We start from the raw sequence: 22,215 nt of genomic DNA on the forward strand, positions 1-22,215 counted from the left end.
TTCTAATAATTTTAAGAAAATCAACTTTTGTTAAGATTCTTTTTTGGTGTTTAATCTTGTGATTGAAATTGTTTTTTGGCAATTTCAATCAACTTATTTTTTGCTGATAAAAATTTATAGTTTTGATTAATGTCGTATTTAAAATTACAAAAAATTCACACACTTTCAATTTGTGATCTCTGTAAAAATAAAATTTGCTTTAAAAATTATTTATGTTCTCAACCTCAACAACTAGTGGAGGAGTTGTTGACTTTCTAACATTAATTAAAAAATTAGACTTAATTAAAGTAAATCGTATTAAATAATTTGTACTTGTCTTTTTAATAAAGTAATTAATTTTTTTCTCAAATTCAGTTTCATAATTTTTAAAATCAAAAATTAAGATTGCTAAGTAAAATAGTTTTTTATAAATATTAAAAAATAAGTAATCAACTTCACAATCTTGGGTTATTACAAGTTTATGATATGAAAATGTTAGACATGCAACATAAAGAAAGGAAACAATTGACACCACCATAACCATTACAGCTAAACAAGTGTAGTACACATCTGTGAGTGAAGTTGACAAGTAGTATTTTAAGAAAAAGTAAGTATCTAGTGATTTAAAAAGTACAAAGGGAATTGTTAATTGAATTAGCTTGAAAATCAAATTTAAATTATTAAACTTTAAAACTCAATGTAAGTTTTTATTTGTTAGTAGATTTTTATCTAGCATTTGCATAAAACTCACAGAGCAAGTTAGCAGTAAATAAACAGTTAGAGTATCAAAAAGGAAAAGCAGCATTGGGTAACTGCTTACATAAGTAAAGTAATCACTCAATGGTGTTAAAGTATGGATTCTATTTATAAATGAAATTGTGTAATGAAAAACAATACAAATTATCAAACAATTTCAAAGCAAATTAAAATTTTTAGACTTACTCATAACACACCTCGTTCATCACTATGAGTTTAGCCTACTTTTATGTGAAATGCAACTCCATTAGAATCAAGGTTTTAATCTCTCTTGCTTTCAAAACTTCAAAAATAAAAAAGCAATTTTACAATTGCTTTTTAAAATTAAAATAACTAAAAGTAATTGTAATTCCATCACTATCATTTAAATAGTGAGCAAAATTATCATACTCAGCATTTTGTTCCTTTGGTGTTAGAGGTCTATTTTGTCATTCATATGGTTTGGTTTTAAAAGTAACCTCATATTTACTATTTTCCCCTACACTAGGTTGGACAGTTATTAAATCTAAATCATTGATTAGAACTCCTAAGTAATTGTACAAACCTAAGTTGCGAGTAATTAAATACATCAAAATAGAATAAGTATCATTTTTATCCACTGTTGCTAAATCAGTTTCTAACTCTCCAACTAGTTGGTCAAGTTTAATTCCTCAAGTTCCTGTTGGAGATACAGGTTCACCACTTGCAGAAAATCCTAAATTTAAACTACCATAAAAACTAGTAGGAATTTCTTGTGGGACCACATCATCAACTGCTAAAGTAGCACCAATTACTTCACCTTTTTCATTATAGTTATATTCATAATTGTCAACTGCAGTAAGTTGTTCAGCAATCTCAGTAATTTTCCCTAAAGAATTTAGGTTTTTTTCCATTAAGGCAGTTAAAATACTTTTTGGACGATAGTCAAAAATTGCTCCTAATTGTGTCACCCTAAAGTTATCTGCAAGATGTTTGGAATTTGAAATTGTTAAGTTAGCAATAATTTGATCAGAACTATTTTGTTTGTTGGTAATTATAAACTGGTAGTTACCATTGCGAAATAAATCTGCATCCATAGTTATTGCAGTACCATCTTTACTTACTTGATAATCAAGATTTTGTAAATCATAATCTGCTTGGACCAAGATTTTATCTAAATCATGTAATAAATCTACATTGTATGAATATCTTTCAATATCAATTTTATCAAGACTAACATTAGCAAATCCTGTTTTGCTGATTGGCAAAATTGGGTCAGGGCGATAAAAGTCATCACTGAAATCGCAACCAACTACCTGGCTGACTCCAACCATAAGACTAATTCCTTGTAAAAAAACTAGATATTTTTTAAATCATTTTTGCATCTTTTTAACCTCCTTGAATTGCCAATAAAGGACTAATTCTTTTTAATGATCCTCAAGACATTGAAACACTAATAGCATACAATATTCAAGCCACTAAAATTCCTGGTAAAATAAATCATCATTGGAAAGTAAATGGTAAAACTACAACATTGGTAATTGAGGTTAGCATCAAGGTTAACGATAACCAACCAACCACAAACCCAATTACTGAAGCTAACACCACTATTGGAATGTAGGTACCAATAAAGAGTTTTGCTAAATAACCTTCTTTATAACCTAAAATTTTCATAGCTGCAATTACTTTTGCATTTTGAGCAATAACCAAGTTAATAATCAATAAAATAATTACTGCACTTAGTACCAAAGCAATTAGTATGATAAAGTAAATGATACTATTAACTGTTAGGTTAATTCTACTCATCACTTTTAAAGCTTCATCAATTTGTAAAGCATTTTCAATTGCAGCCTTAGCATAACCTGAATAAACTTTATTGTTTGATGAAGTACCTCCATTTAAACCGTACATTGAAAAGTCTCCAAAGACTTGGGTTGTACTAACTCCTGCTGAGATATCTAAAAAATCACTATTTTGAGAAGTTTTGTAATTAAAGAGAGGATATTCATTTGTAAACAAAGTGTAATATTTTGAATACTGTTCACTCTCAGTTCATTCTTTAAATGCTTGAAAATCAAAATCTGGATCATTCATTTTACTTATAAATTCACTATCAGTATCACTTTGCTTTTGAGGCTTTTCTCATTCTTTTTTAAAGACTTCAAATAGTTTAGCTTGGGTTTGATCAAACCCAGCAATACTTTTTGCTAAATCATTATTAATTCAAGCTTTATTTTCACCATATTGGTCATGAATTCCCACAACTTTATAAGTTTGAGTTACAGTTTTTGTTCCCAAAGTAACTTCACCATTGTCAACTTTTTGACTCATAGCATTTGGTGCAGTTTGGTTTGCTGCGGTTGGGTCTGCTTGAGAATGATAAACTCCTCCTGTTTCATTGATTTGTGTATTTAATCAATCACTTGGATTAGAATGAGTTTCTAATAAAGAATTGTTATAAAGGTTTTTAGAACTAGTGAATCCTGCACTATCTTGGGCTTTTAACTGTTGTGTGTCTCAACTGTCAACTTGGATTTCTTCTCCTTGATGTTTTAATGCTTTTAAAACATTATCAATATCAAGTTCATCACCAACTTTGGTATGTAACCTTTTTGCTAAACTTTGATTAATGACAATAGCATTTTTTGTATCATTAGCAAATAATTTCGGTTTTAAATCTTCACCCTTAGCAGAAACTAACTGTTGGTTTTTGTGATCTGCTGCAATCCCATAAATTTTTAAAGTTTGACCATGGGTTGCACCAGCAAAATAAACTCCTAAATCATCAGTGGTTGCACTATAAGGAATTAAATTAAAACCAATAGTGAAGTTACCAACTTCTTTGTCAAATTCTGCAGTTATCCGGTCTTGGATTAAATGTGGTGAAGCAGAGTAAATTCCTTGTAAGAAGGCTTGTTGTAAATTGTTGAAAAACATAGCTACAAATCAATTATAAATTGGTACCATAATTTCAATTCTTTTTAGTCTAAAAGCAGTATCGCTAACTCCTTCATCAATATAGTTATAAAGTGAATCATTGAAGTTGACATTAGATTTAATTGAACCATCATTATTTAATTGAATGGTTCTTTGAAAATCTCCTGCATCTGCTCGACTTAAGTATGCTGGATTTTGTTGTGATAGGATAGTTCCACTAATGTAGTCTGGTCTTCAAAAGCTACGAGCAATACCAATTGTATTTTTATATTTTAAATAAAAGAGTCTGATTTTTTCTAAATCCTCAACCCTTTCTTTGGCTAGTGTATTGCTGTTTAATAATTCAACAAATTGATTTTTGTCTCAATATGTATCTAAACCATATGCTGTTAAATCTTGTCATAAGTTTATTGCAATTGCTTTGTAATAACTACTATTAACTGCTTGACCTGTACCAATTGTTAGATTGGGGTTCTTTAAAAAATCAATTCCAAAACTTTTATAAGTCATGTTACCTAAAGTTGCTAAATTTGTATCAGCACTATATGCTTGCGCTGAAATTTGATTTTGCACATACATATCAATTAATTGTGAACTTGATAAATTTTGAAAATCTAATTGTGGTGCTGTGGGGTCATAAGTTTTGTAAAAACTAACAGGACTGTTATAAACTGGACTTTCATATTCAACTAAATTATCAAAGTTATTTCCTGTATATAATTTAGCCTTATTTTCAGTTAAGATGACACTTAACAATGATCCAATTGTTAGTAAACCTGTGGCAACTAACATAACATTAAAAACAGCTACAAGTTTGGCAATTGAACTTGATAGCATTGCTCCTTGAAAACGAGCATTAAAACTTTTACGACGAGTAAAGATTTTTTTAACTGCTAACTTGAAACGATTAGTAGCACTATGGTTCTCATAGTTTATCATTTTTAAGGGTGAGGTTGAATTTAAAACTGAGAAATAAACTGTCAGAGTAATTAACTCTAAGAAAACAAAAATCCCAAACAAAGTCACAAACAATGTCTCTCAGGTAAAGGTAAAGGGCTGCATTGCTACTGCAAAGTACCTGTTAATGATATTAATAACGATACCTTGACAAACTAATCCCACTAAAAAACCACCAAGTCCACCAGTAAAGGTAATAAATAATGGATATAAACTATTAGATCATATTAGTGACGACTTTTTATAACCTAGGGCTGTTAAAACTCCCATTTGACCAAAACTTTTTTTAATTTGGTTATTTAACATAACTACAAGCATTACCACACCAATTGACATTACCACACCAATAATTATGTAACTAAAAACTTGGTAAGCCACAATTGTAGTTTGCAACAATGTTGTTCTTTGACCATAACGATAGTCTAAACTACCTTGTAGAGTTACTAAATTTTGTTGTGGATTCACCACATTGACAAATCCAGCATGTAAACAAATTTTTTTTGCTTGATCTAGGTCAGTTAAATAACTGTTAATTGTTTTTGCTGCCACATCAACATCCACTTGGTTGTTGAATTTACCAACATAATAAATTTCTTTTTCTTTATCTGAACTTAACTTCAAAGTTTCTTCACTGGCAAGATCTCCATTGGTGTATCAAATTCGAGTATTTTGGGTATTAACCATCTTGTCATTGTCAGCAATTTTTTTAATGCCTTCATCACTTGAAGCCACCACATCTAAATAACTGTATTTTAACCCAAAATTTTTGGGACTAACATAGACTAATGCTTCATTTGTAGTGTTTGGTAATGGTTTGGTTTGATCTACAATTGGGGTTGCAAAGTCAACACTTGTAGCATAACCAACAACTTGAAACCAGTTTTGACTTGCATATTCAGTTTTATTAATAATATAGTTGATATCCATATTATCAAACAAGCTAGTGTCAACTGGTTTGTATTCTGAATCCTTAACTTTAATTGAAGTTCCATAATCATCATCTTGTAAACGAATAACATCGTTTATTTTGATATTGTTTGCTTCAGCAAATTGTTGATTAACGTAAACTCATTTTTTAGTATAATCATTACTTGCTAAGCTATATTGTTTTCAAGAAGTAAGTTCCATTCCCTTAGTCACTACAACTCGGTCAATATTTTGTTCAGGGTTCAAGGCAAAAACTTTTAAAGTTTTTCCTGAACTCAAACCAAAGTTTCGCGCTTCAACTCGATCAAAAGTAAAGCTTTCTGTTTTTGAAGCTAGTTGATTTTGTAAGTAACTTAATAATAAGTTGTTTCGCACTTCTTGGTTTGAAATTCCTTTAAAATCATCAGCATTATAATTATTTATGTAAGAAGTAGCATTTAAGTCTACTACAAAATCATGTAAATTACTTGCAGCTGGTGAAGCAAAGTTTTGGTACGAGCGATTAATTCTTGATGAAGAGGTATATGCTAGTGTAAAAATAAATGAAGTTATAAAAACCAAAATAATTATTGCCACTAGTTGAATTTTATTTTTTATTAAGTTTTTAAAAGCATTTTTAAAGAATGGTCTTTGTTGGCTCATCAATTTTCCTCCTAAATATATATTTTGCTTCCTAAAGTAGTCAGCAATAGTTTAAACAAATAAAATTAACTTAAAGTGAATTTTATTGTCTCTTGTTATTCAATAAATTTACTTAAATCATAAACCCCTAATTCTCCATCAAAGTTATATTTTGAGTTCTCAAAGTTTTCATCTTCAAAATCTTCAATTGAGCCTTTAATCATTAAAAACCATGCTATTGCATCATGTCCATACAAAATATTTGAACCTGGAATAATTGATAAACCAGGGAAATCTTCATTGTCAATGAACCTAGCATACTCAGTAAAGTGCTCTAATGACACTGTTTTTTTAAAATCTTCATTTAGATTTTGATAAATAATCTTCACAGCAGTTTGAGCTGCTTGACGATTTGTTAAGGCAGCCTCATAATCAGCTTTTGTAATTTTATGGGTGACTGTAATATCTTTAACAGCATCTCTGAAACTCAAACGATCTTCTAAACTAAATCTTAGGTTAAATACTAAAGGTTTAGTTGAAGTTAGAATACAAAATGATGGAAACTCATTAATTGTGTATGAGGAAATTTGCATATTTCCTCCTAAAATTTTAAATGCTGCACTTGGATCTGTTAAAACATTGGTTTTTAAATACTCAAAAATTTTATTTCGAGCTCCTATATTTTCAAAAATCATTGAGGCCAAGGCAGTTCTACCATCAGGGTCCGCCATTACCTCTTGCAGTCTTTCGAAAGTACCTTTTGTCAATTTTACATCTCCAATATTTTTGTTTATGAACAAGTCATTAACATCAACATCTTGATTTAAAACTAAACTCATAGTTCCTTTAATATTTTTAGCATTACTTTGAGCGGCTAATGTCACTATTTTTCCAATCCCATTTGTTCCGCCATTTTGTTTGATTGTGACATCTTGAGGTGATAAATTTAAATTATTCATTAAATTAAATGAGTCAAGAACTGATTCATCAGAAACCACAGTTTGTGGTTTACCAATTGCTATAGTAGGATCAATCAGCTGATTGTTCATGTTTCCTGCTAAAATATTTGTGACAAAATTGTCATTTTCCAAGTCAATTGTTCTTTGGTTTATTTTTAATTGCACTAAGACACTGTGATTTGAGTTTTTTGAAACAACATTCATCGTCAAATCAGTACTTGCATCTTTATTTGTTCTAATAATAATTTCTTTGGTTGCTGTATCAATTGATGCAGTTGCCAAATTTTCTTTATTAAATGTAATTGTGCTTGGTCAATTTTCAGTTGCAAGATAGTTAAAATTAGTAATTCTAAGTTTTACAATTGCATTGGTTTGTAAAGTTAAATTTGTACTTGCTAAAGTAAACTCTGTTTCAACAACTGCTTCGACAACTTTAATATTAATTGTGGCAGTAAAACCATTCTGTGATGCTAATTTAACTTGAAGATCTCCAAGAAAATCATCTTGAATTAAGGTGAAGACTAAAACTCCTGCTGTTTCATCTAGATTAACAGCTAAAAAGTTTTTATAGTCATCAACATTCTCTTGAATTGTTGGGTATGAACTTTTATCTAAAATATTAAAGTTTTCAATTCCAACTTCTCTTGGATTTTTAGCATCCATTTCAAAACTTGATGTTGCTAATTTAAATGCCCCTTTTGGGTTATTGTATTGACCACTATTGTTACAAGCCACAACGCTTGTAACTCCTGTTGTTGCAACCAAACTTGTGGCCGCTAAAATTTCTAATAATTTTTTCATTTCATTACTTCCATTTCTTTATTTTAATTATTAAAATTTGCAAATCTAATAGATTTTTACATCACTTAAAATCTAATTAATTGCTCTATTATTATACTTTAAAAAATATCAAATCTTATATTTATAGCATCTATATATTTTTTATCTTTTGGTTCATATTTTTTATCTTGAGATGCTATGAAAAATCCATATGCAAGTGCATCATGTCCATAAAGTGAACTAGAACCAGGTAAGATATCAAAGTAGTAATCCTGACGTGCTTTTTTAATTCTAGTAAACTCTTTAAATGTTGCAAATCCCACCTTTTGTCTAAAATCCTCTGACATTAATTCATCATAAACCTTTTGTTGAATTACTTCACGTTTTTCAACATCAAACATTCCACCATCTAATAGATCACGATCAACTTCAACCTTACTTTTACTATCTCAACCATCTAAGAAAGTAATACGATCTTCTTTTACAAAAGTGAATGTAAACTCTAAATCTTCTTTTACAAAAATCCCTCCAAATTCTTGAAATGCTAACTTAAAGCTTGTTTTGCTCATTCTTGACTCAAAACTCATACGCAATGACTCAGCCAATCCAAGAGGTGCAAAAAATATTGGTTTTAAATATTCCATTGATTTATTTCTTGAGCCAACATTTTCTAAAAGCTGTGCTATTAGAGCAAGAGGTCTTGTATCAGATTCAGGATTTGCTTCAAGAATTTCTTCAAGATCATCATAATACTCTTCAAATATTCTTACTTCTCCTACATCTCATTTATTCATAATAGAAGAAGGGGCAATTTCTCGATTTGTAATTACTTCAATTGATCCTGTAACTGAGCTACTCTTTGAACTAATTTCTCAAACAGAACCCATACCTTTACCTTCAAAATCGGTATCAACCACATTAATATCAATATCCTCTAATGTTAAATTTAAGTTATTTGCAATATTGAATGATGTAATAATAGATTCCTTTGTTATTACATAACTATCATCCTGACCAAGTACTTGGTCAGGGATAATTACTCCATCTTTCATATTGCCAGCTAGAATTCTTGTTTCATAGTCTGCATCATCTGAACCTAAATCTATTATCTGTTTAATAATTTTAACTTTGACATTTCTAGTGACATTGTTATTTTCATCACTAACTGTTAGTGTTAAATTATTTGTAGCTTTTCCATTTGTTCTTACAATGATTTCTTTATTTGGTAAATCAATTTCTGCCGATGCAAAATCTGGAGTATCAAAACTTACAGTAGAAGGATAATATGTATTGTCTGGTAAAATATCAAAGTTTGATATTTTGATGACATTTATTGTGTTTGAGTTAAATTCAACATCATTACTTTCTAATGCAAACTCAGTTTCTGTAAGATTTTTAATTGTTGCTTCAACAGTTTGTGAATGTTTGTTCTGAGCTTGCTTAATTGTGATAGTGATAGTTTTATCAATTAACTCCTCATTTGCCTCTAAAACTCTAAATATTAATGATTTTTGCGCTTTATTAAGTGAAACTTCAATTATATTTGGTTCTGAATATTCAAATAATGATGGCAATGCCTCATCATTTAAAATACTATAATTTTCAATTGCAACTCCTTTTGAATATGAAGTTGAATTGTGAATATCAAATTTATTTGTTGATAATTTAAATGCTCCATCTGGTTTACTATAAATATCATTAGTACCACAGCTAACCACAGCTGTAATACCACTTGTAGCCACTAATCCCGTTGCGGCTAATAATCCTAATAATTTTTTCATAATTTTTTATTCCCCTAAATTTAAAAATTTGCTTGTATATAATTTTATTTTGCTATTACAAGTTATTTGTAATAGATCTTTTTGTTTATAAAGTTTTAAATTACATAAGGAATTATTGGTGGTAAAGTCGCCTTTTTATTTATAACTTGACGTAATTGTTTGTTTCAATTTATAACCATAATTTGTTGTTCATTAACAATTTTGATGTAAATTTGAATTTTTTCATTTTCAACAATTTTATTTTGAACATTGTTTTGTGTTTCAACCTTTTTACATTCAATAACTAAACTTGAAATCAATAAAAAACAAAGACCAACTTCATCTTCTAAAAATTCAATGTGGTTTCTACCAATTAAGTAAGCCACAGTTAAGTACATGATTGCTGAAGTCAAAATTAAGGTAATAGCAATTGTGATAGCTAAAACCACAAAAACATCTAATGAAAAGCTTAGATTTACCCCATTAAAAGCAAAGAAAGTTGATAAATAAATTATTGTAAATAAAACTAGAGTTGGTAATACTTTGCTTATTGTTCAAATATTTTTATTTAATTTTTGTCATGCTAAAATATTAATCATTAATGAATTTTGTTCAATAATTCTTAAAACTTTTGCAGTTTGGATAATTAGAAAAATTACAACTGCAGATGTTAAAAAAATACTTACAATTGCAGCAAAATAGCCTTCAAAAATACTAATTCTTATGTTGAATAGCTGGTTAATATTCCCAGCAATTGCCACTAAGACATAAAGCAGCGAGGAAATATTGATTGTAGTCAACAAAAATTTCTTACATAATATAAAATTTTTCATTTTATTCCCCTTATAACTCTCATAAGTTACTATATATCGAATAAAAATAAATGTAAATACATACGGCTAGTTTTTTTAAAATTAACACTCCTTTAATGGATTTAGAATTTTAAAGTTTAGCTAATTCTTTTAGCAGTCTTTGTTAAAATCAAGTTGTTAGTCTAGATGAATAGATTTTGAGTGAATAAACCTAAATTTGCTTCATGATTGACACAATTAAAAAGGAAGGGGTTTTAGAATGGAATTAAGTTTTCAATGTCCCAAATGTCACCAAACTATTACTGAACTAGATTTTAATCAGAGTGAATCTAGTTTAACCCATTTAAAGGAGTTTTTTAATCAAAAAGAACTAGAATATAAAACTGAGATTAAAAATCAACTTACTAGGGAATTTGAACAAAAACAAAAGCAAGCAATAGAATTGGCAGAAAAATCAATAGAAAATCAATATGTTGCCCAAATAACTGAGTTAAAAAGCCAATTAAGTAATTTGGAAAACCAAAAAGAGCAAGAAAAAACTGCTCTACAAGAGCAGGCAAAACTAGCTCAAACTATGGCAGTTCAAAAAAAAGAGATGGAGTTAAAGAATGAATTAAATGAATTACAAAATCAGGTCAATAGCTTCAATCAAGAGAAAATAAACTGAGAAGAGCAAGCAAACTTAATCAAGACCACAGCAGTTCAAAAAAAAGAACTAGAATTAAAAGATCAGATGAGTGATTTACAATTAAAAATTAAAGAATTGCAGTCTCAACTTCAACAAACTGAAAGTAAACATAAAGAACTTGTTTTAAATGAAACTAGTGCTATTAAAGAAGAAAAAGATAAAAAAATCAATGAATTAAAAGAACAAATAACTGATCTTGAAAAAGCCAATCTTCAATTTAAAGTTATTCAAAACAAAACAAAAGGTGAAAACTTTGAACATGAAGTTGAGGGTGAATTACGCAAGGTTTTTGTTGATGATGTCATTGAAAAAATTACAAATCAAGTTCAAAAAGCTGACTACCTGCAAACAGTAAAAGAAAATGATATGATTTGTGGAAAAATTGTTTATGAAGTTAAAAATGCACAATGACAAAAAGGGTGAGAAAAAAAATTAGTTGAAGACATGGCAAGTCGAGAAGCAAAATATGGGATTCTAGTTGCTACTAGTTTTAATGATCAGTATAGAGGAATTCCCTTTAAAGTATCAGATTTTAGTCCTAACATCTACTTAACTGACCCTGATAGTTTTACCTTTGTAGGTCATATTTTAAGAAACATGATTAAAGTTGAAAATAGAATTAATGAAAAATATAAAAATAAAGATATTTCAGATAAGCTGCAAGAGTTCCACAAATGAAGAGAAAGCACTTTTCAAAGAGTTAATAAGGTCTTTGCAGAACAATTTGAAAAAATTGAATCTAGTGAAGCTTCAATCCTAAGCAAGGTTGAAACTATTAAAAAAGCTAGAGAAAAAATCAGAAGTGATTGAACTAGTTTAATTAAAAGTTTCATTGAAGGTCTAAATATTTAATATTATATTTTTAAAAACAACTAAAGAAAGTAAAAACCTGGTCTATATGACCAGGTTTGTTTTTTCCTATATAAACAATAATGCACCAGTAATCTTGGTGCACTTGCAGTTTCAATAATGGTGGTTTTGGACGGAATTGAACCGCCGACACGTTGAGCTTCAGTCAACTGCTCTACCAACTGAGCTACAAAACCAAAATAATGGCGACCCCAACGGGACTCGAACCCGTGATCTCCTCCGTGACAGGGAGGCGCGATAACCAACTTCGCTATGGGGCCACATGGTTGCGGGGGCAGGACTTGAACCTACGACCTTCGGGTTATGAGCCCGACGAGCTACCAACTGCTCCACCCCGCGATGATAAATGGCGGAAGATGAGGGATTCGAACCCCCGCTCGGGTTTCCCCGACTCTCGGTTTTCAAGACCGACCCCTTCAGCCAGACTTGGGTAATCTTCCGTTATTTAAATTGTCTTGGCCCACATAATTCAGCATAAACTAGAGTCAAATTATGGTGGACCTTATTGGATTTGAACCAATGACCGTCCGGTTATGAGCCGGATGCTCTAACCAACTGAGCTAAAGGTCCATAATAAAATATATGGTAGCGGGGAAGAGACTTGAACTCTTGACCTCCCGGGTATGAGCCGAGCGCTCTAACCAGCTGAGCTACCCCGCCATATATGGTGGACCCGAACGGGATCGAACCGTCGACCCCCTGCGTGCAAGGCAGGTGCTCTCCCAGCTGAGCTACGGGCCCATATATAAATAAAATATAAAATTATAAATGGTCGGGAAGACAGGATTCGAACCTGCGACCCTTCGGTCCCAAACCGAATGCTCTACCAAACTGAGCCACTTCCCGATGAAGTATGAATAAATGATGTTCTTATGTATCATGTATTCATAAGTTGTTACTATGATGGCGCGCCCTGAGGGACTCGAACCCCCAACCTTTTGATCCGTAGTCAAACGATCTATCCAATTGATCTAAGGGCGCAGGTTTAAAACATAACAACTAATGATATTATAATACATTTTTTAAATAATTGCTGAATATTTCTAAATTCAACAATTATTATTATAACAAAATTCTGGTAATTGTATATAAATTTTTATTTTTTTTATTATAAAAACATTATAAAGTGTGCCAAATTCTATTTTTATTGAATTTGAGGCACATAAAATATTATACTTTAATTACAACAATAAATATAAAAATAATTAAAAACATTGTTATCAAAACAAAAAAGGACTAAATGTTATCAAAACAATAATTGCACCTCCATTTAAGTAATAAAACAATTTTAGAGTCTAGTTTTTCCTTATTTAAACAACTATTTTCAAAGGAGTTTAAATAATTTAATGTTGTAATATTTAGTAAATTAGGTATAATTACTTTTGTAATGGTACCATAGCCAAGAGGCTAAGGCATGGGACTGCAACTCCCTGATCGTCGGTTCGACTCCGACTGGTACCTCCAAAATGAAATAAAACCTGCAATTAAGCAGGTTTTTTCTTTATAAAATTTATAAAAAACCTTTTCAAAGGGTTTTGGTTATTGTTTCATTGCAACTATTTCATTAAATTTATCAACTAAATAATTATCTCAAGAAACATTTAAATCAAAGAGACTTCCGTTATCTGTAACCTGAATAATGTCAGTTAAATAACTTCCAAAGTATTCATCATCAATAATTCTATCAACCATTTCATCAAAACCTGGAGTTGAACCAGTTTCATCTAAAATAGCTCATTGAGAGTTTCATCGATACATAAAGTTTATAAAACGATAGGCAAGCTCTTTATGTCTAGTATTTTTACTTATTGCAACACTATCTGCAAAAATATTGGTTGATTCATATTTTGGTGCTCCATCAGCAGTAGTTTGGTTTTCTACAAGTGCTCCAGGAATACCAACAAAAATATTTGGATCTGTTGATTCTTCTTCATCTTCTTCTTCATCTGCAAATGTAGTAGCACCTTTTGTGCTAAAAGCATCCTCTTCAGCTTCTGGGGCATACTCATCTCCAAGTGCATAAACAATATCACCATTATACATAGCAGCAATATCAAAGTTTCTTTCATGAGCTACATCAATTAACTCATCTCCATATAGTCCAACATTTCTACGTTGTAATAATAGTTTTAAAGCATTAGCTGCTTGATCAATTTCTTCTTTCGCAGTTTTACCAGATGAAATTTGAATATTTCCAAACAACTTTTGGAAAGCATACATAAAGACATTTTTTGGATCATTGTTTAATGCTAAATTAAATCCAGCTTCTGCAGCTTCTCAAAGAATATCTCAAGACAAGTTTCCTACATTTAATCCTTCAATTTTATCTTCATCAGCAATTAAACCTTTATCAGTCAATCACTCAACAAGTTTGGCATTATCTTTATTGAAGACAATTCTAACATCCCCATAAATTCAAGGTAATGAGTAATCAGTTAGGTCATTTGCTGAACCATCAGGTGCTTCAACACTAATTGCATGTAAAGCATCTTTTAAACCATCTGAGACATTTAAAGTGTCTGGAACATCTTCATCATCAAAAGTTGGTTCAGCAAAAGGTTCGTTATATGGGGTAATTTTCATTGTTTCATGCCCCTCAACTTCACGATTTAACTCTTCTCAATCAATTTCTTGTAAGAAACCTTCTTGGGCAAGTTTTTTGACCATGTAATCACTAGGAACCATCAGGTCATAGTTAAAGGTGTAGTTTTTGTTATATAAGCTTTCATTTGAGTCATATTGTTGGTAATTAACTTTTACACCATATTCTTTTTCAAACTCAGAAATTAACCTCATGTCAATGTAATTTCCCCAGTTTCCAATTACTAAATCATATGTGTTATTTAACACATATGCTGAAGTAACTAGGGCAAAAGAACTTGTTAAAATAATTCCCATTCCCATTTTTTTTCAGTTTTTAACAAATCAGTTTCTATTTCTAATAATAGTTTCATCATTGTCATCGTCACTGGCTTCTGGGAAGTATTTTTCCTTTTTAGCTTTTATTTCTGCATATAATGCCTCTAATCTTGCTTGTTCATTTGCTAAGCGCCCTGCAATTGCAGTTTTCACTTTATCGTTTTCAGCAACTTGTGCTGCAACTAAAGTAGGGTCAACAGCAGCACCACTAGCAGTTAAATCATTAATCTGAGCAATAATTTTATGAGCAAAAGGCACAATTTGATAAATTGCACTTTTAGCAATTTGTAACTCTTCATAACTTGTTACCAACTTGTTTGCAAGTTGTTTTTTGTATTCTGCAAGTTTTGCAATTGTTGTTTGTAACTTAGCATTGTTTCTTCCCAAAGCTAAGTTGTTTTTATCAACTGTAAGTTTTGCAATTTTTTTCTTGTATCACAATAACTCTTTTTGACTTGGATCAGTCAAAGCATCCATTTCATTGGTTAGATCAATTATTTCTTGCCCTAACTCCACAGCTTTATTTTTGTCAATTTCATTTCTTTCATTAATTCAATCAATTTCTGCTTGGTACTTGTTAATACGAGCATCAAATTTATTAATGATTTGTTCTATTTTTTTTGATTTTTTCTCATTATTTGAACTTGCTAATTTAGCTTCAAACTGAGCTTTTTTTTCTGTTAGTTTTTTAAAGATAGTAAAATAACGTGCTTCTTGTTTAATCTCTTGATTAATCAATTCTTTTTTTCATTCTAAACGTGAAATTTTAATATCTGTGTTTTTATTTTGAATTCGTCTTACTTTTGCTTGTAGCACCTTAAACTTAATCCACTTAAGGGGATTTAAAGATTTGACAATAACTGTATCAGTGGCTAAGCATTTATTTAAGTAAGCAATTTTGCTATTTATTTTACCTATTTGTTTCATTTTGTATTCATTTTTTTTGATTTTCATTTTAGTATCGGCAATGTGGTGACGAGTAATTGACACCCCATTTCAAATTAAAAATACTGTAACAATTATTAGCACTAATAAAGTACCAAAGGCATTGATTACTGGTTTTAGTTTCTTTTGTGTATAAATAAATGTTGAAACATTGGTTTGTGAACCACCAGTAAAGTAACTAATAATAAAATCATCAAAACTCATTGCAAAACAAATTCCAGTTGCAGTAATAATTGATGGCAGTAAAGTTGGTAAAATAACTCGGTAAAATGTTTGTCTTGGAGTTGCTCCCAAATCTCTTGAGGCTTGAATCATGTTTTGATCAATTCTCAACATAAATGGTAAGACAGTCACAATCACATAAGGTACGTTAAATGAGACATGGGCTGCAATTAAGGTAATGCTTCCAAATTGGATTCCAGCCAAAACAAAGAAAATCATTAAACCAATTGCAGTAATAACGTCTGCATTAACTAATGGGATATTGGCAATTCGCACTCAGTTGTTACGAGTTTTACGTCTAACTTTGGTTAGACCAACACATGCCATCACTCCAATAATAATTGAAATCACAGTTGAAACCATGGCAACAAACAGTGAAACAATCAGTGATTTAATTAATGGTGAGTTACTTGCTAATTCACCATATCATTTTCAAGTAAATCCTTGTCAGCTAAACAATGAAGTGTCATTGTTGAATGAAAATAAAATCATAACAAAGATTGGGACATAAATGAATAACATTATTAATGCGAAGTAACTACTTTTGATGAATCTTTTCATTTTTTAGATCCTTTCATTTCGAATTTTCTTGATAAGAAATTCATAAGTCCCATAACAATAAATAATAGTACTGCTAAAGTTGCAGCAATTGTGGCTCCAAATCCAAAGTCACTTCCTTTAAAGAAATATGACTCGATGATACTTGGAATCAAGGTGATTCTACCATCACCCATATATTGGACAATTAACAAACTAGTAGCTGATTGCACAAACACTAATGTGAATGCTGCAAAAACTCCTGGCAGTGATTGTCTAAAAATAATATGTCAAAAAGCTTGTGTTCTTGAAGCTTTTAAGTCCAAAGCAGCTTCATAAAGAGTTTTATCAACTCCTTCTAAAGCATTGTAAATTGGTGCCACTGCAAATGGTAAAAACATGTAAATCATACCAATAATTATGGCTGCTTGGGTTCCCAATAAACTTGCTGATAAAATACTAAATAAACTTCTCAAACCAATTGTTTTTAAAATCATACTGATTCAAATTGGCATTGTGAAGATAATTCACAAGTTTTGGGCTGCAAATTTTGATTTCATAGTACTTAAAATATGAGCAATGGGAAAGGCAATGACAATTGCTACAATACTTGCAACAAAAGCATATAAGACTGTTAATCCTAGAGACAACATAATTGGGTAGCTTGTAAATAACTTATGAAAGTTAGCTAGTGAGAATTCAAACTTATAACTGTTGTTGGTTGTCTGAACCACAGAAAAGATTAGGATTCCTATCAAAGGTAAGACTACAAGTACTATCATCACAAAAATAAATGGTGCTAGTATTGGTCAAGTTTTACCAATGAATGCATTTGCAAATTTTGATTTCATAAACTTTGTTTTAAATGAAATCTTTTTAATATCATCATTTTCAATTCCTACTGATTCAATTGATTCAATAATATCTGCAGCATCTATATTTTCATTAATTTCAAGATCTGCTTTTGCACTTTGGTTTTCTAAAATAGTTTTATCAAGTGCATCACTTTTTGAATTATTCATCAATTTCCTTTCACATGACATGGATATCATCACGATCTCATTTGACAGCTACTTTTGTATCAAAGTCATGGAAATCAGTAGTGTGTGAAATATAATCACGATGTGGTGTTTTAATGGTGATTTCATAATGTACTCCTTTAAAGATTACATTTTCAACCACTCCATCAAAAAATCCTTTGCCTGGTTTAACAATTTCAATATCCTCAGGTCTTAAAACAATATCAATATTGCTTTCATTGGTTCCAAACCCTTTATCATTACAATCAAAAGTTTGACCATCAAAGGCAACTTTTAAATCTTCGACAAAGACTGCGTCTTCAATTAGGTTTGATACACCAATAAAGTTTGAAACTCATTTATTTTCTGGCTCATTATAAATTTCTTCAGGTGTACCAATTTGTTGGGTAGCACCTTCATTCATAACAACAATACGATCACTTAAAGTCAAAGCTTCTTCTTGATCGTGGGTTACTAAAATAAATGTTATGCCGATTTCTTCTTGCAGAGCTTTAAGCTCATCTTGCATTTTCTTTCTCAGTTGAACATCAAGGGCAGACATTGGTTCATCAAGTAATAAAATTCTAGGTTTTAGTACTAGTGCACGAGCAATTGCCACACGTTGTTTTTGTCCTCCTGAAAGTTCACTAATGCGTTTATTTTCATGTCCCTCTAATTGCAATTTTTTGATGTATTTCATTACTTCTTTTCTGATTAAGTCTTCTTTTTGTTTTTTAATTCTTAATCCATAAGCAATATTATCATATACATCATAATGGGGAAATAAAGCATAATTTTGAAAAATTGTGTTAATTTGGCGCTTATTTGGCGGGATTGGTGCTAAATTTTTTCCTTCAAATAGAATCTCTCCTAAATCAGGTTTTTCACGTCCTCCAATTAAGTTCAAAGTTGTAGATTTTCCACAACCTGAAGGTCCTAAAAGAGTGATAAATTCACCTTCATGGACATTAAAACTTACTCCTTTTAACACAACTTTTCCTTCGTAAGTCTTGGTTAGGTTACGAATTTCAAGAATGTTATTAGATTTTTTCATTAGTTTTCTCCTCTTAAAATGACAAATGTTATTAAATTTTAACGCGTAATCTTATTTCATTACGCAATCAGGAGGAGCTGTTCAGTTTCAAGTATTTTTTCAAATCATTCAGTTAGGGAATGTACTACATCCAATCATTCTGAAATTAAATATTGTGAAATATTTGTTACAGTTAAAAGTTTCATACATTACCTCCTTTTGATTTTTACTTTTTAATTATAATGAATAACTTGGCAAGTGCAAGTGAATTTTAAAAATTTATTAAAAATAAAAAAACTTTTGTGAGTGTTGTCCTAAAAAAGTTCCAAAATAATCAAAAAACTCACAGTTAGACTGTGAGTTAATTATCTTTTAAAATTATTTCTCTAATTTTATGGGCTACTCCTCCACATTTATGGTGAATGGTAACATCATCAGCAACTTTTTTAACTTCACTTGAAGCATTACCCATAGCAATCCCTAAACCAGCTCATTTAATTGAACGAGCATCGTTTTGACCATCACCAAAGTACATTACTTCACTTGGTTGAATTGCATATTCTCTGGCAACCTTTTCTAGGGCATGTTTTTTATCAACACCAACTGGTGAAATTTCAATATTAACTGTTTTATCTGAGACATAACTTCATGAATAAACTTCATATTTTTTTTGCTTAACTTTTTCAACTAAATTGTTCATATTAGCTCTTTTGCCACAAGCCAATATTTTATAAGCTCTTTGGTTCATCTCATCTTTACCATAAATTTTTGCTTTACGTTTTGAGATCTTTTTCATAAACCAAATAAACACTCCACGATTTTTAATTACATAAGTTATTTTTGGATCTTCAGAATATGAAAAACAATTAACTTTTGTTTTAACTGCAGTATCATAAATATATTTAACGTCATTAACAGAAAAAAGGGTTTCCTCAATTAATTGAGGTTCACCAGCAGCATCAAATTTATAAGTGACACCCCCATTAAGACAAATTAGGTATTCTTGATGTTTATCAATACCAATTGTTCGTGCAATGTCAATTGCACGTTTTAGATTACGTCCTGTAGCAATTGCTATTTTTATTCCTGTGGCTCTTGCTTCATTCAAAGCTGCAATGTTTTCACTTGGAACTGACTTTTTTTTGCCCAATAATGTTCCATCAACATCTACTACAATTAATTTTACCATTTCCCTAGTGCTCCCTATTTTACCAATGCTAATAATTGGTCTTTACCTAAAACTCCAACTTTTCTAGTTTCTTCTTTACCATCAACAATTTTTATGATTGTTGGGATTGAAGCAACTTCGAATCTATTTGCAATTTCTGGAAGTGCATCAGTATCAACTTTTATAAAGTTAACTCCACTCACTTCAGTTGAAGCTTGTTCAAAAATTGGTCCTAACATTTTACATGGACCACATCAATCAGCATAGAAGTCAACTAAAGTAACTCCTTCGCTTGTTATTTTGTCAAATTCTTTGACTGTACTAATAATTTTTGCCATATTTATCTCTCCTTAAAGTATGTATTTTTCTATAAAATCAGCAACTCCATTTTCATCATTTGTTTTTGTAATGTAAGCTGCATCTTCAAATAATTGGTCAATGGCATTGCCCATAGCTACTGGATATTGAGCAGCTTCAAACATTGGAATGTCATTAACACTATCCCCAAAACAAAAAACAGAAGTATTTTGTTCATTCAAATTTAAATAATCTAAGATTAGCTGTAATGCTTCTCCCTTGTTAATTCCTTTTGGTGTTAGTTCATGAACTCGATCATAATAACGAATAGCACTTAACTCTTCATTGACAAATTCAAATTCTTGATAAAATGCCTTAATTTCTTGTTCGCTAACACCTTTTTTAAGAACTATGGTCATATGGTTGATTGGTTCTGTTATTTCACCAAATTCAGTGACAACCTTATAATCCATATTCATTATATCACTTCAATAGCGAGAATTCTCACCAGCTCCATAAACATAAGTGGTATTATCTGCAAAATAATGAACTTTGTACTTGCCAACCTTACCATATGTGTGTCTAAAGACACGTTCCACCATTGTCTGGCTAACATAAGCTTGACGAATTCAGTGGTTTTTCTTAAAGTCATAAATATGAGTTCCATTATTTGCCACTGCAATACCTCCCAATTTATCTAAGCCTAAATATAGTGCTTGATGCTCAAAAGTATCTAAAGTACTACGAGCAGTAATTGGGATAAAATAGTGTCCAGATTTATAAACTTTTTTAACTATATCTTTTGTTTTTTGACTAAACTTATGACTTGACAATAGGGCTGTCCCATCTAAGTCTGAGAAAACTATTATATTCTCTTTTAATTTTTTTCTAATGTTGTCTTTCATTTCATCACCTTTACTTATTAATTATAACCTATTAATAAAAAATCACCCAAAAAATTATTTAGGTGATGTTAGTTTCTATAATGGTCCGGATTAAGGGACTTGAACCCCCACGTGTTACCACGCCAGATCCTAAGTCTGGTGCGTCTGCCAATTCCGCCAAATCCGGATGGATGGTGTCCCGTATAAGACTCGAACTTATGACCCACTGGTTAAAAGCCAGTTGCTCTACCGACTGAGCTAACGAGACAAAATCAACAAAATAATATTAACATAAAAAATCAAAATATTACACAATTTCTTTATTTAGTTTCAGAATTAATAGACATGCTATTAAGATAATTATACACGCAATAAAGTTAATAAACCAGAAAATTCAGGTCACAATCAATCATGAGAAGGCCACAATGAAAATAGTGGTAACAATACCAATAATTGCCCCAACCTGATTGGTTATTGGTTTTTTAGAGCAAACACAAACAATCATGGCAACAAAAACAGCACATAACAATAAGATCATTGCATATTCAGTGGCAGCTTCTCAATAATTTCCACCCTCAACCAAGTTCAAAAGAACCCTAACTTTATGTAAAAGTGCTAAGACTAAAACTTGATTTAGAAAGTAAAGACCAATACCAGTCCAAAATAAGATTATTTTTGTTTTTTTCATAGTACACCTCAAATAGATTATTACACAAAAAAAATCCCTTTGGCAAGAGATTTCAAATTCGCACATGGTGCTGATGATAGGACTTGAACCTACAACCTACTGATTACAAGTCAGTTGCTCTGCCAATTGAGCCACATCAGCATAAATAAAATGGTGGAGTGCGACGGGATCGAACCGCCGACCGTCTGCTTGTAAGGCAGGAGCTCTCCCAGCTGAGCTAGCACTCCACATATAAAGAAATATAAAAATATGGTAGCCTGTACGGGGTTCGAACCCGTGTATGCACGGATGAAAACCGTGTGTGTTAACCGCTTCACCAACAGGCCATACATAAAAAAATAATGGCGGCTTTTGTAGGACTCGAACCTACGACCGATCGGTTAACAGCCGAGCGCTCTACCAACTGAGCTAAAAAGCCAATTTGTAATTGTTAAAATATACTCATTTATAATAGCATACTTTTTAATTTGAAATCAACAAATTTTAATTTTTTTTGCAT

General features: G+C 30.8%; 14 protein-coding genes and 16 tRNA genes. 2 read left to right on the forward strand and 28 right to left on the reverse strand.

The genetic code is table 4. The annotated features are described in order from the left end of the window. Window positions 1-199 precede the first annotated feature (199 nt). The 6 genes from SCLAR_RS06195 to SCLAR_RS06220 form a co-directional block, all read right to left on the reverse strand. Entirely contained in the window at window positions 200-925 is a 726-nt protein-coding gene (locus SCLAR_RS06195) for a hypothetical protein (RefSeq protein WP_100255062.1), read from the reverse strand. Between the two features lie 115 nt (window positions 926-1,040). After that, window positions 1,041-2,078, reverse strand: a complete 1,038-nt coding sequence (locus SCLAR_RS06200) for a hypothetical protein (RefSeq protein ID WP_100255063.1) — start codon at window positions 2,076-2,078, stop codon at window positions 1,041-1,043. A 4-nt stretch (window positions 2,079-2,082) separates the two neighbouring features. Then, a complete protein-coding gene (locus SCLAR_RS06205) occupies window positions 2,083-6,156 on the reverse strand; it encodes an ABC transporter permease (protein WP_100255064.1) in 4,074 nt (1,357 codons plus the stop codon). Between the two features lie 95 nt (window positions 6,157-6,251). Continuing rightward, complete coding sequence (locus tag SCLAR_RS06210) at window positions 6,252-7,895, reverse strand: lipoprotein (RefSeq protein WP_100255065.1); 1,644 nt, start codon at window positions 7,893-7,895, stop codon at window positions 6,252-6,254. A 98-nt stretch (window positions 7,896-7,993) separates the two neighbouring features. Further along, window positions 7,994-9,655, reverse strand: coding sequence for a hypothetical protein (locus tag SCLAR_RS06215; protein WP_100255066.1), 1,662 nt, complete (start codon window positions 9,653-9,655; stop codon window positions 7,994-7,996). A 95-nt stretch (window positions 9,656-9,750) separates the two neighbouring features. Next, window positions 9,751-10,467, reverse strand: a complete 717-nt coding sequence (locus SCLAR_RS06220; protein ID WP_100255067.1) for a hypothetical protein — start codon at window positions 10,465-10,467, stop codon at window positions 9,751-9,753. Window positions 10,468-10,705: 238 nt separating this feature from the next. Between SCLAR_RS06220 and SCLAR_RS06225 the strand changes: the two genes are divergently transcribed. Further along, window positions 10,706-11,986 (forward strand): DUF2130 domain-containing protein, encoded by a 1,281-nt coding sequence (locus SCLAR_RS06225; RefSeq protein ID WP_100255068.1) that lies wholly within the window; start codon window positions 10,706-10,708, stop codon window positions 11,984-11,986. 118 nt (window positions 11,987-12,104) lie between these two features. On the opposite strand, the gene SCLAR_RS06230 is transcribed toward SCLAR_RS06225, so the two are convergent. From SCLAR_RS06230 to SCLAR_RS06270, 9 genes are all read right to left on the reverse strand, one after another. Beyond that, a tRNA-Phe gene (locus tag SCLAR_RS06230) sits at window positions 12,105-12,180 on the reverse strand. A 7-nt stretch (window positions 12,181-12,187) separates the two neighbouring features. Continuing rightward, window positions 12,188-12,264, reverse strand: a tRNA-Asp gene (locus SCLAR_RS06235). 3 nt (window positions 12,265-12,267) lie between these two features. Next, a tRNA-Met gene (locus SCLAR_RS06240) sits at window positions 12,268-12,343 on the reverse strand. A gap of 8 nt (window positions 12,344-12,351) precedes the next feature. Beyond that, window positions 12,352-12,444: transfer RNA gene (locus SCLAR_RS06245), tRNA-Ser, on the reverse strand. A 53-nt stretch (window positions 12,445-12,497) separates the two neighbouring features. Beyond that, a tRNA-Ile gene (locus tag SCLAR_RS06250) sits at window positions 12,498-12,574 on the reverse strand. 13 nt (window positions 12,575-12,587) lie between these two features. Then, a tRNA-Met gene (locus SCLAR_RS06255) sits at window positions 12,588-12,664 on the reverse strand. Window positions 12,665-12,669: 5 nt separating this feature from the next. Next, window positions 12,670-12,745, reverse strand: a tRNA-Ala gene (locus SCLAR_RS06260). Window positions 12,746-12,773: 28 nt separating this feature from the next. Further along, window positions 12,774-12,850: transfer RNA gene (locus tag SCLAR_RS06265), tRNA-Pro, on the reverse strand. 58 nt (window positions 12,851-12,908) lie between these two features. Beyond that, a tRNA-Arg gene (locus tag SCLAR_RS06270) sits at window positions 12,909-12,985 on the reverse strand. A 408-nt stretch (window positions 12,986-13,393) separates the two neighbouring features. On the opposite strand from SCLAR_RS06270, the gene SCLAR_RS06275 reads away from it, so the two are divergent. Further along, window positions 13,394-13,468 (forward strand) — tRNA-Cys (locus SCLAR_RS06275). A 75-nt stretch (window positions 13,469-13,543) separates the two neighbouring features. Here the strand turns inward: SCLAR_RS06275 and potCD are convergent. From potCD to SCLAR_RS06340, 13 genes are all read right to left on the reverse strand, one after another. Then, complete coding sequence (gene potCD / locus SCLAR_RS06280; protein ID WP_100255069.1) at window positions 13,544-16,651, reverse strand: spermidine/putrescine ABC transporter permease/substrate-binding protein; 3,108 nt, start codon at window positions 16,649-16,651, stop codon at window positions 13,544-13,546. Continuing rightward, the gene (potB, locus tag SCLAR_RS06285; RefSeq protein ID WP_100255070.1) at window positions 16,615-17,649 is read right to left on the reverse strand and encodes a spermidine/putrescine ABC transporter permease; all 1,035 of its coding nucleotides are present in this window, start codon (window positions 17,647-17,649) and stop codon (window positions 16,615-16,617) included. The genes potCD and potB overlap by 37 nt, the downstream gene beginning before the upstream one ends. Continuing rightward, window positions 17,642-18,700, reverse strand: a complete 1,059-nt coding sequence (gene potA, locus SCLAR_RS06290) for a spermidine/putrescine ABC transporter ATP-binding protein (protein ID WP_100255071.1) — start codon at window positions 18,698-18,700, stop codon at window positions 17,642-17,644. Before potA ends, potB begins: the two co-directional genes overlap by 8 nt. A 340-nt stretch (window positions 18,701-19,040) precedes the next feature. Beyond that, window positions 19,041-19,868, reverse strand: a complete 828-nt coding sequence (locus SCLAR_RS06295; protein WP_100255072.1) for a Cof-type HAD-IIB family hydrolase — start codon at window positions 19,866-19,868, stop codon at window positions 19,041-19,043. Window positions 19,869-19,882: 14 nt separating this feature from the next. Next, a complete protein-coding gene (gene trxA, locus SCLAR_RS06300) occupies window positions 19,883-20,185 on the reverse strand; it encodes a thioredoxin (protein ID WP_100255073.1) in 303 nt (100 codons plus the stop codon). 12 nt (window positions 20,186-20,197) lie between these two features. Then, window positions 20,198-21,049 carry a Cof-type HAD-IIB family hydrolase gene (locus SCLAR_RS06305; protein WP_100255074.1) on the reverse strand — a complete coding sequence of 284 codons (852 nt, stop codon included), beginning with the start codon at window positions 21,047-21,049 and terminating at the stop codon, window positions 20,198-20,200. Window positions 21,050-21,130: 81 nt separating this feature from the next. Then, window positions 21,131-21,215, reverse strand: a tRNA-Leu gene (locus SCLAR_RS06310). A 5-nt stretch (window positions 21,216-21,220) separates the two neighbouring features. Next, a tRNA-Lys gene (locus SCLAR_RS06315) sits at window positions 21,221-21,296 on the reverse strand. A gap of 39 nt (window positions 21,297-21,335) precedes the next feature. Beyond that, the gene (locus SCLAR_RS06320; protein WP_100255075.1) at window positions 21,336-21,716 is read right to left on the reverse strand and encodes a hypothetical protein; all 381 of its coding nucleotides are present in this window, start codon (window positions 21,714-21,716) and stop codon (window positions 21,336-21,338) included. 65 nt (window positions 21,717-21,781) lie between these two features. Next, window positions 21,782-21,857, reverse strand: a tRNA-Thr gene (locus SCLAR_RS06325). A 10-nt stretch (window positions 21,858-21,867) separates the two neighbouring features. Further along, window positions 21,868-21,943 (reverse strand) — tRNA-Val (locus SCLAR_RS06330). A gap of 23 nt (window positions 21,944-21,966) precedes the next feature. Further along, window positions 21,967-22,042 (reverse strand) — tRNA-Glu (locus SCLAR_RS06335). Window positions 22,043-22,058: 16 nt separating this feature from the next. Then, window positions 22,059-22,134: transfer RNA gene (locus SCLAR_RS06340), tRNA-Asn, on the reverse strand. Between the last annotated feature and the right edge of the window lie 81 nt (window positions 22,135-22,215).

The sequence above is a fragment of the Spiroplasma clarkii genome, from assembly GCF_002795265.1.
GTDB lineage: Bacteria > Bacillota_I > Bacilli_A > Mycoplasmatales > Mycoplasmataceae > Spiroplasma_A > Spiroplasma_A clarkii.